This window comes from Streptomyces fungicidicus, from assembly GCF_003665435.1.
Taxonomy (GTDB): domain Bacteria; phylum Actinomycetota; class Actinomycetes; order Streptomycetales; family Streptomycetaceae; genus Streptomyces; species Streptomyces fungicidicus.
The window spans coordinates 6,472,843-6,487,399 of record NZ_CP023407.1; the positions used below are offsets into that span (position 1 = coordinate 6,472,843).

A 14,557-nucleotide genomic window follows, 5' to 3' on the forward strand; every position below is an offset into this window, starting at 1 on the left:
GACCACCGGTCGTGTGCCACGCACGCGTCAGGCCCGGTTCCCCTCCTCGGGGGCCGGGCCTTCGTGTTGCCGCGCGGGTGCGGGCTCCGGCGGGCTCCCTCACTGTGGGTGTCTCAGGAGCACCCCAGTGTGAGGAGCGTGCATGAGACGTCGTCTTGCCCGGGCCCTGGCCCGGCCGCTGGCCCTCGCGGCCGCGTCGACAGTCATACCGCTGGCCTCGGCCGTTCCGGCGGCCGCCGACAGCATCGTCGTCGGCGGCTTCCCCGTCGATGTCTCGGAGGGTCCGTGGACGGTCGCGCTGTCCAGCCGTGACCGGTTCGGAGGTACGCGAGCGGGACAGTTCTGCGGGGGTGTGGCGGTCGGCCGGACCACCGTGCTCACCGCGGCCCACTGCATGGAGGAGGAGGTGCTGGGGGCGCCCCCGGAGCGGGTGCCCGACCTCAGGGTGATCGCGGGGCGCTCCGAACTGCTCGCGAAGGGCGGTCAGGAGATCGCCGTGCGTGACGTCTGGGTGAACCCGGACCACGACGCGGTCACCAACTCCGGCGACTTCGCCGTGCTCAGCCTGGCCGAGCCGCTGCCCCAGGGCTCTTCCATAGCCATGGCCGGGGCCGGTGACCCCGCCTACCGGGCGGGCACCGAGGCCACGGTCTACGGCTGGGGGGACACCACGGGATCCGGCGCCTACACGGGCAGCCTGCACGCGGCACGCGTCCATGTGCAGCGGGACGCGGTGTGCGAGCAGGCCTACCCGGGCGGTTCCGTGGGCACCTACCGCGCCAGGACGATGCTGTGCGCGGGAGAGGCGGCCGGCGGCCGGGACGCCTGTCAGGGGGACAGCGGCGGGCCGCTGGTGGCCCAGGGGCGGCTGATAGGCCTGGTGTCCTGGGGGGCGGGCTGCGGCTGGGCGGGCAGTCCCGGGGTCTACACGCGCGTCTCCGAGATCCTGAGCACCCTCGGGTGGCCGCAGGGCTGAAGGGGGCGCGGAAGGACCTCAGACGGCGCGGACGGGCCGCTGAGCCGTTTCGCGCCGACGCGTACGAGAAGACGGGCGGCTGCCTCCGAGGTGGAGGCAGCCGCCCGCTCGCCGGCCTGTGCCGAGCTGCTCGTCGTCGGACGCGATGTGTCGGCGCTCTGTCAGCGCTCCTCGTCGGGGGTGGCCGCCGGAGTGGTCAGCCGCTCCGTCTCGTCCTGTATCTCAGCGGCGATCTTCTTGAGTTCCGGCTCGAACTTGCGGCCGTGGTGGGCGCAGAAGAGCAGTTCTCCGCCGCTCAGCAGGACGACGCGCAGGTATGCCTGGGCGCCGCAGCGGTCGCAGCGATCGGCGGCCGTCAGCGGGCTCGCGGGGGTCAGAACAGTAGTCACGTCGCCTCTTCTCTAGCTCGACGAGCTGTCGTACCAGGGTCAACATCCAACCAGCCCCAAAACGTTCCCGCTCGTGGCTTCTCCTCGAAAAAAATTTCCGAGGATGGGTGGCTGTTGCCGGTTGGCGGCGAATGTGCCGTAGTGCGTGTCTCTGTGTCGTACGGATTCGCGTTCGTATCGGTGGTCGGCCCTCCCGGCTGGCTTGCCGGTTGTTCATGAGGACGTGCCCGGAGCCTAAATGGTTCATGCCTGGAAGGGAACGTGATGTGTGCTTCACTCCATCGAGGGATCGAACAGGCATACGACTCTGGACTAGGGTGGAGTGAAGCGAGGGTGGCGTTACAACGGCTCTACCAGGCCTCGGTACCCTCTCAGCGGTGACTCAAGCCGCGCCCTTACCCATGAGGGCCCCATCTGAAATTCAGCGAGGAGCGAACCGCGTGACCGCCGAGACGTCCGTGCCGTCCACAGCGCTGCTGGCAGGAGCAGACCGGGACGGTAGCAACTACACCGCGCGGCACCTGCTTGTCCTCGAGGGGCTCGAGGCCGTGCGCAAGCGCCCCGGTATGTACATCGGGTCGACCGACAGCCGCGGTCTGATGCACTGCCTCTGGGAGATCATCGACAACTCCGTGGACGAGGCCCTCGGGGGCTACTGCGACCACATCGACGTGGTCCTCCACGACGACGGCTCGGTGGAGGTCCGGGACAACGGCCGGGGCATCCCCGTCGACGTCGAGCCCAAGACCGGCCTCTCGGGCGTCGAGGTCGTCATGACCAAGCTGCACGCCGGCGGCAAGTTCGGCGGCGGCTCCTACGCGGCCTCCGGCGGTCTGCACGGCGTCGGCGCCTCCGTGGTGAACGCGCTCTCCGCGCGGCTGGACGTCGAGGTGGACCGCGGGGGCCACACCCACGCGATCAGCTTCCGGCGCGGTGTCCCCGGGGCCTTCGCCGCCGTGGGCCCGGAGGCGAAGTTCGAGGCCGGCAGCGGGCTGCGCAAGGCCAGGAAGATCCCCAAGAGCCGCAGCGGCACGCGCGTGCGCTACTGGGCCGACCGCCAGATCTTCCTCAAGGACGCCAAGCTCGCCCTGGACACGCTGCACCAGCGCGCCCGCCAGACCGCGTTCCTGGTCCCCGGCCTGACCATCGTCGTCCGTGACGAGTACGGGCTCGGCGAGGGCGGCAGCAAGGGCGAGGAGTCGTTCCGCTTCGATGGCGGAATCAGCGAGTTCTGCGAGTTCCTGGCCTCCGACAGGCCCGTCTGCGACACCCTCCGCTTCACCGGGCAGGGCATCTTCAAGGAGACGGTCCCGGTCCTCGACGAGCACGGCCAGATGACGCCCACCGAGGTCACCCGCGAGCTCGGCGTCGACGTCGCGATGCGCTGGGGCACCGGCTACGACACCACGCTCAGGTCGTTCGTCAACATCATCGCCACCCCCAAGGGCGGCACTCATGTCGCCGGCTTCGAGCAGGCCGTCGCCAAGACGATGAACGAGGTGCTGCGCACCAAGAAGATGCTGCGCGTGGCCGAGGACGACATCGTCAAGGACGACGCCCTCGAAGGCCTCACCGCGGTGGTCACGGTCCGCCTGGCCGAGCCGCAGTTCGAGGGCCAGACCAAGGAGGTCCTCGGCACCTCGGCGGCCCGCCGCATCGTGAACAACGTGATCTCCAAGGAGCTCAAGGCGTTCCTGACCTCCACCAAGCGCGACGCCGCCCAGCAGGCGCGTGTCGTCATGGAGAAGGCCGTCGCCGCGGCCCGGACCCGCATCGCGGCCCGCCAGCACAAGGACGCGCAGCGCCGCAAGACGGCCCTGGAGTCCTCCTCGCTGCCCGCCAAGCTCGCCGACTGCCGCAGCGACGACGTGGACCGCAGCGAGCTGTTCATCGTCGAGGGCGACTCGGCGCTCGGCACGGCCAAGCTCGCCCGGAACTCCGAGTTCCAGGCGCTGCTGCCGATCCGCGGCAAGATCCTCAACGTCCAGAAGTCGTCCGTGACGGACATGCTGAAGAACGCCGAGTGCGGCGCGATCATCCAGGTCATAGGAGCCGGCTCGGGCCGGACCTTCGACATCGACACGGCCCGCTACGGCAAGATCATCATGATGACCGACGCCGATGTCGACGGCTCCCACATCCGCACGCTGCTGCTGACCCTGTTCCACCGCTACATGCGGCCCATGGTCGAGGCCGGCCGGGTGTTCGCCGCGGTGCCGCCGCTGCACCGCATCGAGCTGGTCCAGCCCAGGAAGGGCCAGGACAAGTACGTCTACACGTACTCGGACCGGGAACTGCGCGACACCCTCATGGAGTTCCAGAGCAAGAACATCCGGTACAAGGACTCGATCCAGCGCTACAAGGGCCTCGGCGAGATGGACGCCGACCAGCTGGCGGAGACCACCATGGACCCGCGCCACCGCACCCTGCGCCGGATCAACCTCACCGACCTGGAGGCCGCCGAGCAGGTCTTCGACCTGCTCATGGGCAACGACGTCGCCCCGCGCAAGGAGTTCATCTCCAGCTCCGCGGCGACGCTGGACCGGTCTCGCATCGACGCATAGCGTCCATGCCCGGCCCACGGCGGGCCGAGTCACCTGATGGGGTGAAGAGGAACGGGAAGAAGAGTCGGGGATCTTCCCGTTCTGTCCATCCTTGGGCATGCAGCGAAGCAATTCGGGGGACGTGAGGTACGACGATCCCTGGTACGACGCCCTGGCCTCGGGCTGGGGCGAGTCGTCCGAACCGGCGGTGGCGTCCGAGCCGGCCCGCCGCTCGGACGGGGCCGACGTCTACCTCCAAGTACAGCGCAGCGCGGCCTTCCAGGAGGTGCGCAGCCGCTACCGGCGGTTCGTGGTCCCGGCGGTCGTCTCCTTCCTCGCCTGGTACGTGGCGTACGTCGTGACCGCCACGACCGCGCCGCAGCTGATGGCGCGGCCCGTCATGGGCGCGGTGAACCTGGGGATGCTCGCCGGGCTCGGCCAGTTCCTGAGCACCTTCCTGCTCACCTGGGCCTATGTGCGGCACGCACGGCTGCGCCGGGACCGGGCGGCGCTGGAACTGCGCTGGGACGCCCAGGAGCTGGCGCGCCGGAGAGGCGGTGCGGCATGACGGGCGATCACCAGACGGCGGCGCTGCTGCTGTTCGGCGCCTTCGTCGCGGTCACCCTGGGCATCACGACCTGGGTGAGCCGCCACCGGCAGGGCTCGGCGGAGGAGTTCTACGCGGGCGGCCGGCTCTTCTCGCCGCTGGAAAATGGTTTTGCCATCGCGGGCGACTACATGTCGGCCGCCTCCTTCCTCGGCATCTCGGGACTCATCGCGCTGGTCGGCTACGACGGGATGCTCTACTCGGTGGGCTTCCTGGTGGCCTGGCTGGTGGTCCTGTGCCTGGTCGCGGAACTGGTGCGCAACTGCGGCCGGTTCACCCTCGCCGACGTGGTCGCGGCGCGCATGCGGGAGCGGCCGGTGCGCATCGCGGCGGGAACCTCCTCGGTCACGGTGTCCGTGCTGTACCTGGTGGCGCAGATGGTGGGCGCGGGCAGCCTGGTCGCGCTGCTGCTCGGCGGCACGGGCGAGGCGGCGCGCGCCTGGACCGTCGTCGGCGTCGGTGTCCTCATGGTGATCTACGTGTCGTTGGGCGGGATGCGGGCCACCACGTGGATCCAGATCGTCAAGGCGGTCCTGCTGCTCGGCGGCACGGTCGCGCTGACCGTCCTCGTCCTGCTGCGGTTCCACGGCGACTTCAACCGGCTGCTCCTCACCGCGGCCGAGCGCAGCGGTCACGGGGAAGCGTTCCTGGCGCCCGGGCTCGCCTACGGCGGGGACTGGACCGCGCGGTTCGACTTCATCAGCCTGGGCCTCGCCCTGGTGCTCGGCACGGCGGGGCTGCCGCACATCCTGTCCCGCTTCTACACCGTCCCCACCGCCCGCGCGGCACGGCGGTCGGTCGTCTGGGCGATCGGGCTCATCGGCGGTTTCTACCTGATGACGATCGTGCTCGGCTTCGGCGCCGCCGCCCTCATCGGCCCTGACGCCGTGCGCGCCTCGAACGCCTCGGGGAACACGGCGGTGCCCCTGCTGGCGCTCGACCTGGGCGGCGGCGCCGACACCACGGGCGGGACGGTCCTCTTCGCGGTCGTCGCCGCGGTCGCCTTCGCCACGATCCTCGCCGTGGTCGCCGGGATCACGCTCGCCTCCTCGGCGTCCGTCGCGCACGACCTGTACGCCTCGCTGCGGCGCCGCGGCGGCAAACCGCGCAGTGAGGTGGCCGTCGCCCGCGTCGCCTCCGTCGGCATCGGCCTGGTCGCGATCGCCCTCGGTCTGCTGGCCCGCGACCTCAACGTCGCGTTCCTGGTGGGCCTCGCCTTCGCGGTGGCCGCGTCCGCGAACCTCCCCGTGCTGCTCTACTCGCTGTTCTGGCGCGGCTTCACCACACGCGGCGCCGTGTGGGCGGTCTACGGCGGACTGATTCCCGCCGTGGTGCTGGTGCTGCTGTCCCCCGTGGTGTCGGGCGGCCCCGCGTCCCTCTTCCCCGGCGCCGACTTCCAGCTCTTCCCGCTGCAGAACCCCGGCCTGGTCTCCATCCCGCTGGGCTTCCTCGCGGGCTGGCTCGGCACGGTCACCTCTGGCGAGGTGCCCGACGAGGCCAAGCACGCCGAGACCGAGGTGCGCTCACTGACCGGCGCGGGAGCCGTGTAGGACCCGGCGGAGACGAACGGCGCCGCCGTACGTAGGGAAGGAGGGCACGGTTCCTTCCCCCGCCCCCATGGGCCGTGCCCCTCAGGCGCGGGTCGCCCACACATAACGGTGCTCCGGGCGGCCCGCGTCCCCGTACTTCAGGGTCAGGGTGGCCCGTCCGGTGCGTTCCAGGAGCTTCAGATAGCGCTGGGCGGTCTGCCGGCTCACCCCGGTACGTTCGGCGATCTCCTGCGCCGACAGCGGGCCCTCGGCGCGCATCAGCGACTGCCGGACGAGTTCCGCCGTGGTGGGGGAGTGCCCCTTGGGCAGCTGGGGCTCGGACGACGCCGACAGCGCGCCGAAGATCCGGTCCACCTCCGCCTGCTCCGCCTCACCACCGCCGTCGAGGGTGCGGCGCAGTTCCGCGTACGCCTCCAGCTTGGCGCGCAGGTCCGCGAAGGCGAACGGTTTGACCAGGTACTGCAGGGCGCCCTGGCGCATCGCCGCCTGCACCGTCGACACGTCACGGGCCGCCGTCACCATGATCACGTCGGTCTGGTGGCCGCGCCGGCGCATCTCCCGCACCACCTCCAGCCCCGTCCGGTCGGGCAGATAGTGGTCCAGGAGCACGAGATCGAGCCGGGGCAGCGCCGCCAGCCTTTCGAGCGCCTCGGCCGCGCTGTGCGCCTCCCCGGCGACATGGAAACCGGGCACCTTCCCGACGTACGCGGCGTTGACCCGCGCGACCCGGACGTCGTCGTCCACGACCAGGACCTCGATCACCGCGACTCCTCCTCGGCGGTCACCGGCGCGGACGCCCCGGTGAGGGCGGGCTCCGCGCCCGGCTCGGTCAGGGCCTCGGGCAGGACGACGGTGAACTCCGCGCCCCCGCCGTCCGCCTCGGCCACGCGCGCGCTGCCGCCCTGCCGCTCGGCGAGCCTGCGCACCAGCGGCAGTCCGATGCCCCGCTCGCGGTGGGCCGGGGGTTCCTTGGTGGACCAGCCCTCGGTGAAGATCAACTCGCGTCGCTCCGGCGGTATCCCGGGCCCTGTGTCGCGCACCACGAGCACCGCCGTACGCCCCTCGGCGCGCAGTTCCACCTCGACGCGGGCGAGCGGGGTGCCGGCGACGGCGTCCAGCGCGTTGTCCACCAGGTTCCCCACCACGGTGACGAGCCCCCGGGGGTCGATCAGCCGGTCCGGCAGCCGGGTCCGGTCCGAGACCCACAGCGCCACTCCGCGCTCGGCCGCGACCGTCGCCTTGCCCACCAGCAGCGCCGCGAGCAACGGGTCCCGGATCTTCTCGGTGACCTGCTCCGAGGTGGCACGGTGATCGCCGACGACCTCGCCGACGAACTCCACCGCGTCGTCGTACATCTCCAGCTCCAGCAGCCCCAGCAGGGTGTGCATGCGGTTCGCGTGCTCGTGGTCCTGGGCGCGCAGCGCGTCGATCAGCCCGCGGGTGGAGTCCAGCTCCCGGCCGAGCCGGTCCAGCTCCGTGCGGTCGCGCAGCGTGGCCACCGCCCCGCCGTCGTCCGTGGGCATCCGGTTGGCGACCAGGACGCGCCGGCCGCGGACGGTGAGCAGATCGGTGCCGGTCACCCGGCCGGCCAGCACGTCGGCGGTGCGTCCTTCGCCGAGCGCGTCGTCGGGGGAGCGGCCCACGGCCTCCTCGCCGATCCCCAGCAGGCGCTGCGCCTCGTCGTTCAGCAGGCGGACGCGGCCGGCGCGGTCCAGGGCGACGACCCCCTCCCGGATGCCGTGCAGCATGGCCTCACGCTCCGCGAGCAGCGCAGCGATGTCCGAGAAGGCCAGGTCGCGGGTCTGCCGCTGCACCCGCCGGGAGATCAGCCAGGCCGCGAGCGCGCCCACGGCGAGGGCACCGCCGGCGTAGGCGAACAGTCCGGGGATGGCGTGGATCAGCCGGGCCCGGACGCTGTCGTAGGCGATGCCGACCGAGACCGCCCCCACGATCTGGCCGGTGTCGTCCCGCAGGGGCACCTTGCCCCGGGCGGAGCGTCCCAGCGTGCCGTCGTCGATCTCCATGACGTCGTGCCCGGCCAGCGCCTCTCCCGGGTCGGTCGACACCGTGCCGCCGATCCGCCGCGGATCGGTGTGCGACCAGCGCACGCCCCGCCGGTCCAGCACCACGACGTACTCGGCACCGGTGGCCTCGCGGATCCGTTCCGCCTCCCGCTGCACCGGTCCGTCCGGCGACGGCTCCGTGCTCCGCAGGTCCCGCACCAGCTGCGGCTGCTGCGCGGTGGTCTGCGCGATGGCGAGCGCGCGGCGCATCGCCTGGTCGTCCAGCTGGTCCCCGAGCGGCGCCAGGAACAGCCCGGTGGCGAGCACCGCGACGCCCGCGGCGATCGCCAGCTGCATCAGCAGGACCTGCGAGAACACCCGCCGGGGCAGGCCGAGGCGCAGGCGGCGTGCGGTCGGAGTGGGGCTCATGCCCCTGACGGTACGCGGGCGGGCGCGGAGTGCCGCAGGGGTGTGGCGGGGATCTCCCGGGGGTGCGGTGCGCGACCCGTGAACGGGACGGTCAGCTCGCCATCGCCGTGACGGTCACCTCGCGGACGTCCACCACGTCCATCCGCGCGGGTGAGCCGAGCACCGACCCGCAGCTCTCCGGACGGGGCGGCAGGGAGGCGCCCTGGGCGACCCCGACCAGCCACCGGCGCCCGTCCGCGTGGGCGACGGTCACCTCCCAGCGGGGCGCCGCGCCGTCCGTCCGTACGACGGTCAGGGCCTCCGCGGCGTACTCGCCCACCGCACGCCGGACGGCCAGCTCGGCCGCCTGACCGGGGCGCTCCCAGGCGGAACCGCCCCGGCACCCCTCGACGACGATCCGGCCCTCCTCCGCGCGGTGCAGCACCTCCTTGACGGCGTGCGCCTCGGCCCGCCCGTAGGCGTAGCCGTACGGCAGGACCAGCACCGTGGGGGAGAAGCGGTGGCCGCCCAGGTGGGTCACCTCCCAGACGCCCTGGACGCCGGAGGCGGCGAGCTCGGCGGCCAGGGGGCGACCGAGGAGGGCGCAGCAGCGGTCGCGCTTGCCGTTGGTGCAGACGAGGGCGAGCGGGTCGCCCTCGTGGGGCCGTCCGCCGAGGACCGACTCGACGGTCGCGGGCTCGCCCCTGCCGAGGGCGGCGAAGTCGAGGTCGAGCAGGTGTGCCGGGTCCGTGGTGGTGGCGGCGCGCAGCCACACGTTGCCGGGGACGGTGTGGGCGACGTACACGCGGCGTGCGGCCGGCATGTGGGAGTCCGCGTGGCGGCCGGGCCGCCGGATGAGCGCGATCCGCACGCCGGTGCCCTGCGCGGCGGCCTCCAGGGCGCGGCCCAGCGCGGGGTCGAGGTGGCTGGAGGTGAGCGCCTTGGCCCCCCAGGGGCCGGGCTGCTCCAGCAACAGCCACGTCCTCGCGGTGGCCGCGGTTCCCGCGACGGGCTCGTCGAGCTCACGGGAGACGGTTGAGCACGTACTCACAGAGGTGAGCCTAACCTGACTTGCTCGGCAGTGCCGCGGCAGCCCGCCCATGCTGTGGCGACAATTGCCTTAAACGAGGCTGATCATCGATTCTGGGCTTACTCGTCACTCTTGCGGAGGATTCCTCGGAGTCGAAGTGCCCTCACGCCTCCGGGTGATAGGAATGCGGCAAGCGCTGCGTCCGTTGAGGGTGACCTGGTTCGGTTGTCTGTGAGCCTCCCTCGACAGGGCGCCAGACCTGCGAAGATTGCGACCGCGCGTCGCGCGACAGCGGGCGTAGGCGCTCGTGCCTTGAGAGCAGAGGAAATCCAACAGTGAGTCAGATCGTCCGCCGTCTCGGTGTCGCTCCCCGCTTTCGAGGCAGCGCCACTGGTGGAACATGTCCCGACATCTTTGAGCTGGCAGACGGGAACTTCGCCGTCATCGGCACGGACGCCACGGATTCACTTGATTCCCAACTGCCTGAGGACGCCGCACGCGCCGACTATGAACGCATCGTCGTGATCACCAGGGAGACCTTGCTCAAGGCGAAGGCGGATATTCCGGACGCATAGCTCACGCGTCGCCGGGCGGGTCTCCGATCACCCACCACTCGTCGGTGTCGGCCTCATCGAGTTGCAGCAGCAGGTCGTCGATCATCTGGCCGAGTTCTGCCTCCTCGGTTCCCTTCAGGCTCGCACGCAGGTGCCGGGTTGCGTACCAGTACTCCCTGACGATCGGGTTCTGAAACATGCCTCGGGCGTGTTTGAAGAACTCGTCCCTGGTGAGGTTGCCGACGCGGTGGTAGCAGAGCAGGTTCGTGTAGAGGGCGTTGGCGAAAAGGTACTGGCGGCGCTTCTGTACGGTGACCGGCACCGCGAAGATGTCGAGCACTTCAGTGAGCTCGGGGTTGTCCATGGCTTTGCTCAGCAACTCCCAGTGCTGGCGCTGCTGCATGGCCAGGTTGGCTTGCTGCTGCGTGAGCGCACGCTTCTCCAGGTGTTCCAGCCGTGCGTTGATCGCGTCCAGGGTGTGCCGTTGTGCGGCCATGGCGGCAAAGGTGCCCGCCGCCATGCCGAGGCAGGCCGCTACCGCGGAGCGGAGCCCCCGTATTCCACTGTTCCGTGTGGCCATGTCAAATACCCCCGATCAGGCCGCCGTCCGCCGGTCGTCGGGATGCGGGTCGACTGTGGGGAACCGGCGAGCGGTGGGCGGCGCTTGCCGTCTTCCAGGGTGCCGAGCGGCTCTGATCGGCGGGAAGGCGGAGAGGAGGCGCACGGAGGGAAGCGAGGGTCGCACAAACCGGCGCCTTCCCCAACGTCTGCCCCGTGGATGCTGCTAACAATCGTTCACTTCGCCGTCGTTCCGGTCGCTCGTATCCTGGGGTGTCAGTCGGTTGTGGGTGTGCACGCCGTGAGCGAGCCGGTGTGCGCACAGGTGTGAGAGGGGTCGCGTGTCGGAGCGGAGCAGCGGGCGGCAGATTCCGGTGGTCGTGCTGGCCGGATTCCTCGGCTCGGGAAAGACCACCCTGCTCAACCACCTTCTCCACCGCAGCGGCGGCAGCCGCATCGGTGCCGTCGTCAACGACTTCGGGGCGATCGAGATCGACGCGATGGCCGTCGCCGGGGCGCTCGGGGATTCGACCGTGTCACTGGGCAACGGGTGCCTGTGCTGTGCCGTCGACGGCAGCGAACTGGACGTCTACCTCGAACGGCTGGCACGCCCCTCCGCCGGGATCGACGTCATCGTCATCGAGGCCAGCGGCCTCGCCGAACCGCAGGAACTCGTGCGCATGGTGCTCGCCAGCGAGCATCCCGGCATCGTGTACGGCGGACTCGTCGAGGTCGTGGACGCCGCCGAGTTCGACGACACCCGGGCCAGGCACCCGGAGATCGACCGGCACCTCGGCCTCGCGGACCTCGTGGTCGTCAACAAGGTGGACCGGGTCACGGACGCCTCCCGGGTACTGACCCTGGTCAGCTCCCTCGTCGACCGCGCGGCCGTCGTCCCCGCCACGCACGGCCGTGTCGATCCCGAGTTCCTCTTCGACTGCCGGCCGGGCGAGGAGCGTGTCGGGCAGCTGACGTTCGACGATCTGTCCCACGACGACCACGCCGGGCATCTGCACGCCGCGTACGACAGTCTTTCCTTCCGCTCCGGGCGTCCGCTGGACCCCCGGCGGCTGATCGGGTTCCTGGACAGCCGGCCCGAGGGGCTCTACCGGATCAAGGGGTACGTCGACTTCGGGCCTTACGACGCCCGCAACCGGTACGCCGTGCATGCCGTGGGGCGTTTCCTGCGGTTCTACCCCGAGCCCTGGCCGGCCGGGGCGGAGCGCCTCACGCAGCTCGTCCTCATCGGGGCGGGCATCGACGCCGCCGCCCTCCGCGAGGAGCTGGAGGCCTGTGGGAGCGACGACGCCCCACACGCCGACGAGCACGGCATGTGGGGCGTCCTGCGCTATGTGCAGGGAGCGGCGGAGGATCCGGCGGCCTAGACCGGCCCCGCCACCACCGACACCGTCTTCTGCAGGGACACGCCCGAACCGTCGCGGCGCGGGTCGGCTTCCGGGAGGCTGACCGCGGTGCCGTTCTTCTGGGCGGCACGGGCCGGGGTCGGGCCGGCCCAGGCCAGGGACAGGCAGTCCTCGCCCTTCAGGAACCGCTGGCAGCGCACCCCGCCGGTGGCCCGGCCCTTGCGCGGGTACTGGTCGAACGGGGTGAGCTTGGCCGTCGTCTGGACCGAGTCGTCCAGCGTGCCGCGGGAGCCCGCGACCGTGAACACCACCGCGTCCACCGCCGGGTCGACGGCCGTGAAGCAGATGACCTTCGCGCCCTCGGTGACCTTGACGCCCGCCATACCGCCCGCGGGGCGGCCCTGCGGGCGGACCTGCGCCGCCGGATAGCGCAGCAGCTGCGCGTCGTCGGTGATGAAGACCAGGTCCTCGTCGCCCGTGCGCAGCTCGACCGCGCCGACGATCCGGTCGCCCTCCTTCAGCGTGATGACCTCCAGCTCCTCCTTGTTGGAGGGGTAGTCGGGCACCACGCGCTTGACGACGCCCTGTTCGGTGCCGAGCGCCAGGCCGGGCGACGACTCGTCGAGCGTCGTCAGACACACCACCTGCTCGTCGTCCTCCAGGGAGACGAACTCGGCCACGGGCGCCCCGCCCGAGAGGTTCGGCGTCGGCATCTGCTCCGGGAGCTGCGGCAGGTCGACGACGTTCAGCCGGAGCAGACGGCCCGCCGAGGTGACGACGCCGATCTCGCCGCGCGCCGTCGCCGGCGCCGACGAGACGATCACGTCGTGCTTGACCCGTTTGCCGTCGTCGGCCAGTGGTGCGTCGTTCACCGTGCGGGCGAGCAGGCCCGTGGCCGACAGCAGGACGCGGCACGGGTCGTCCGCCACCTGCAGCGGTACGACGGCGGCCGGGGTGCCGGCCGACTCCAGCAGCAGCGTACGGCGGTCGTTGCCGAACTTCTTGGCCACCGCGGCCAGTTCGGCGGAGACCAGCTTGCGCAGCTCCGCGTCCGAGTCCAGGATCCGGGTCAGCTCCTCGATCTCCTCGTTCAGCCGGTCCTTCTCGGCCTCCAGCTCGATCCGGTCGAACTTGGTGAGCCGGCGCAGGGGCGTGTCCAGGATGTACTGGGTCTGGATGGCGCTCAGCGAGAAGCGCTCCATCAGGCGCTGCTTGGCCTGCGCGGAGTTCTCGCTGGAGCGGATGAGGCGGATGACCTCGTCGATGTCCACCAGGGCGGTGAGCAGGCCCTCGACCAGGTGGAGCCGGTCGCGCCTCTTGCCGCGCCGGAACTCCGAACGCCGCCGCACGACGTTGAACCGGTGGTCGAGGTAGACCTCCAGGAGCTCCTTGAGGCCCAGGGTGAGCGGCTGGCCGTCCACCAGGGCCACGTTGTTGATGCCGAAGGACTCCTCCATCGGCGTCAGCTTGTACAGCTGCTCCAGTACCGCCTCCGGCACGAAGCCGTTCTTGATCTCGATGACCAGACGCAGCCCGTGCGCGCGGTCGGTGAGGTCCTTGACGTCGGCGATGCCCTGCAGCTTCTTCGAGCCGACCAGGTCCTTGATCTTGCCGATGACCTTCTCGGGGCCGACCGTGAAGGGCAGCTCGGTGACGACCAGGCCCTTGCGGCGGGCGGTCACGTCCTCCACGGTGACGGTCGCGCGGATCTTGAACGAGCCGCGGCCCGTCTCGTACGCGTCCCGGATGCCGGGCAGGCCGACGATCCGGCCGCCGGTGGGCAGGTCGGGGCCCGGGACGTGCTTCATCAGGGCGTCGAGGTCGGCGTTGGGGTACCTGATGAGGTGGCGGGCGGCCGCGACGACCTCGCGCAGGTTGTGCGGCGGCATGTTGGTGGCCATGCCGACCGCGATGCCCGACGCGCCGTTCACCAGGAGGTTCGGGAACGCGGCGGGCAGCGTGACCGGCTCCCGCTCCTGGCCGTCGTAGTTGGGCGCGAAGTCGACCGTGTCCTCGTCGATGGACTCGGTCATCAGGCTCGTGGCCTCGGTCATCCGGCTCTCGGTGTACCGCATGGCGGCCGGCGGGTCGTCGTTGCCCAGCGAGCCGAAGTTGCCGTGGCCGTCGACGAGGGGGACCCGCATGGAGAAGGGCTGCGCCATGCGCACCAGGGCGTCGTAGATCGACGCGTCGCCGTGCGGGTGCAGCTTGCCCATGACCTCGCCGACCACGCGCGCGCACTTCACGTACCCGCGGTCGGGGCGCAGGCCCATCTCGTTCATCTGGTAGACGATGCGGCGGTGCACCGGCTTCATGCCGTCGCGCGCGTCCGGCAGGGCGCGGGAGTAGATGACCGAGTACGCGTACTCGAGGAAGGAGCCCTGCATCTCGTCGACGACGTCGATGTCGAGGATCTTCTCCTCGTACGAGTCGTCGGGCGGCGGGGTCTTCGTGCTGCGGCGGGCCATCGCTGCCGGCTCCTTGCTGAAGCGTGTGGACGGGATCTCTACGCGGACCATTGTGGCCCGTCGCACTGACAGGCGGGACCAGGACCCGGTTGTGGGTGGCGTGGGGT

The 14,557-nt window shown here is 71.0% G+C and carries 12 protein-coding genes; 6 read left to right on the forward strand and 6 right to left on the reverse strand.

Going from position 1 to position 14,557, the window contains the following annotated elements; translation table 11 throughout:
* Positions 1 to 142: 142 nt before the first annotated feature.
* On the forward strand, positions 143 to 976 hold the full coding sequence (locus tag CNQ36_RS29160; protein WP_121548161.1) for a S1 family peptidase: 834 nt from the start codon (positions 143 to 145) through the stop codon (positions 974 to 976).
* Positions 977 to 1,137: 161 nt separating this feature from the next.
* Here CNQ36_RS29160 and CNQ36_RS29165 read toward each other — a convergent pair whose 3' ends face one another.
* Positions 1,138 to 1,365 (reverse strand): DUF7455 domain-containing protein, encoded by a 228-nt coding sequence (locus CNQ36_RS29165; RefSeq protein ID WP_121548162.1) that lies wholly within the window; start codon positions 1,363 to 1,365, stop codon positions 1,138 to 1,140.
* A gap of 440 nt (positions 1,366 to 1,805) precedes the next feature.
* On the opposite strand from CNQ36_RS29165, the gene CNQ36_RS29170 reads away from it, so the two are divergent.
* The 3 genes from CNQ36_RS29170 (at position 1,806) to CNQ36_RS29180 (ending at position 6,065) form a co-directional block, all read left to right on the forward strand.
* A complete protein-coding gene (locus CNQ36_RS29170) occupies positions 1,806 to 3,929 on the forward strand; it encodes a DNA gyrase/topoisomerase IV subunit B (protein WP_004924556.1) in 2,124 nt (707 codons plus the stop codon).
* A gap of 97 nt (positions 3,930 to 4,026) precedes the next feature.
* Complete coding sequence (locus CNQ36_RS29175; protein ID WP_121548163.1) at positions 4,027 to 4,476, forward strand: DUF485 domain-containing protein; 450 nt, start codon at positions 4,027 to 4,029, stop codon at positions 4,474 to 4,476.
* Positions 4,473 to 6,065: a solute symporter family protein gene (locus CNQ36_RS29180; protein ID WP_121548164.1), complete on the forward strand. Its 1,593-nt coding sequence runs from the start codon at positions 4,473 to 4,475 to the stop codon at positions 6,063 to 6,065. The genes CNQ36_RS29175 and CNQ36_RS29180 overlap by 4 nt, the downstream gene beginning before the upstream one ends.
* Before the next feature lie 81 nt (positions 6,066 to 6,146).
* Here the strand turns inward: CNQ36_RS29180 and CNQ36_RS29185 are convergent, their stop codons facing one another.
* The 3 genes from CNQ36_RS29185 to CNQ36_RS29195 all read right to left on the reverse strand — a co-directional run bounded on the left by CNQ36_RS29185 (position 6,147) and on the right by CNQ36_RS29195 (position 9,527).
* Positions 6,147 to 6,827 carry a response regulator gene (locus CNQ36_RS29185; protein ID WP_121548165.1) on the reverse strand — a complete coding sequence of 227 codons (681 nt, stop codon included), beginning with the start codon at positions 6,825 to 6,827 and terminating at the stop codon, positions 6,147 to 6,149.
* On the reverse strand, positions 6,824 to 8,497 hold the full coding sequence (locus tag CNQ36_RS29190) for a sensor histidine kinase (RefSeq protein WP_121548166.1): 1,674 nt from the start codon (positions 8,495 to 8,497) through the stop codon (positions 6,824 to 6,826). The genes CNQ36_RS29185 and CNQ36_RS29190 overlap by 4 nt, the downstream gene beginning before the upstream one ends.
* Positions 8,498 to 8,588: 91 nt before the next feature.
* On the reverse strand, positions 8,589 to 9,527 hold the full coding sequence (locus CNQ36_RS29195; protein WP_121548167.1) for a sucrase ferredoxin: 939 nt from the start codon (positions 9,525 to 9,527) through the stop codon (positions 8,589 to 8,591).
* A 314-nt stretch (positions 9,528 to 9,841) separates the two neighbouring features.
* On the opposite strand from CNQ36_RS29195, the gene CNQ36_RS29200 reads away from it, so the two are divergent.
* Positions 9,842 to 10,081: a hypothetical protein gene (locus tag CNQ36_RS29200; protein WP_121548168.1), complete on the forward strand. Its 240-nt coding sequence runs from the start codon at positions 9,842 to 9,844 to the stop codon at positions 10,079 to 10,081.
* Between the two features lies 1 nt (position 10,082).
* Here CNQ36_RS29200 and CNQ36_RS29205 read toward each other — a convergent pair whose 3' ends face one another.
* Positions 10,083 to 10,640: a DUF6082 family protein gene (locus CNQ36_RS29205; RefSeq protein WP_121548169.1), complete on the reverse strand. Its 558-nt coding sequence runs from the start codon at positions 10,638 to 10,640 to the stop codon at positions 10,083 to 10,085.
* 319 nt (positions 10,641 to 10,959) lie between these two features.
* Here CNQ36_RS29205 and CNQ36_RS29210 point away from each other — a divergent pair, with 319 nt between their 5' ends.
* Entirely contained in the window at positions 10,960 to 12,003 is a 1,044-nt protein-coding gene (locus CNQ36_RS29210; RefSeq protein ID WP_121548170.1) for a CobW family GTP-binding protein, read from the forward strand.
* Here the strand turns inward: CNQ36_RS29210 and CNQ36_RS29215 are convergent.
* Positions 12,000 to 14,450: a DNA gyrase/topoisomerase IV subunit A gene (locus CNQ36_RS29215; RefSeq protein WP_121548171.1), complete on the reverse strand. Its 2,451-nt coding sequence runs from the start codon at positions 14,448 to 14,450 to the stop codon at positions 12,000 to 12,002. The two genes, CNQ36_RS29210 and CNQ36_RS29215, sit on opposite strands and share 4 nt — an antisense overlap.
* Between the last annotated feature and the right edge of the window lie 107 nt (positions 14,451 to 14,557).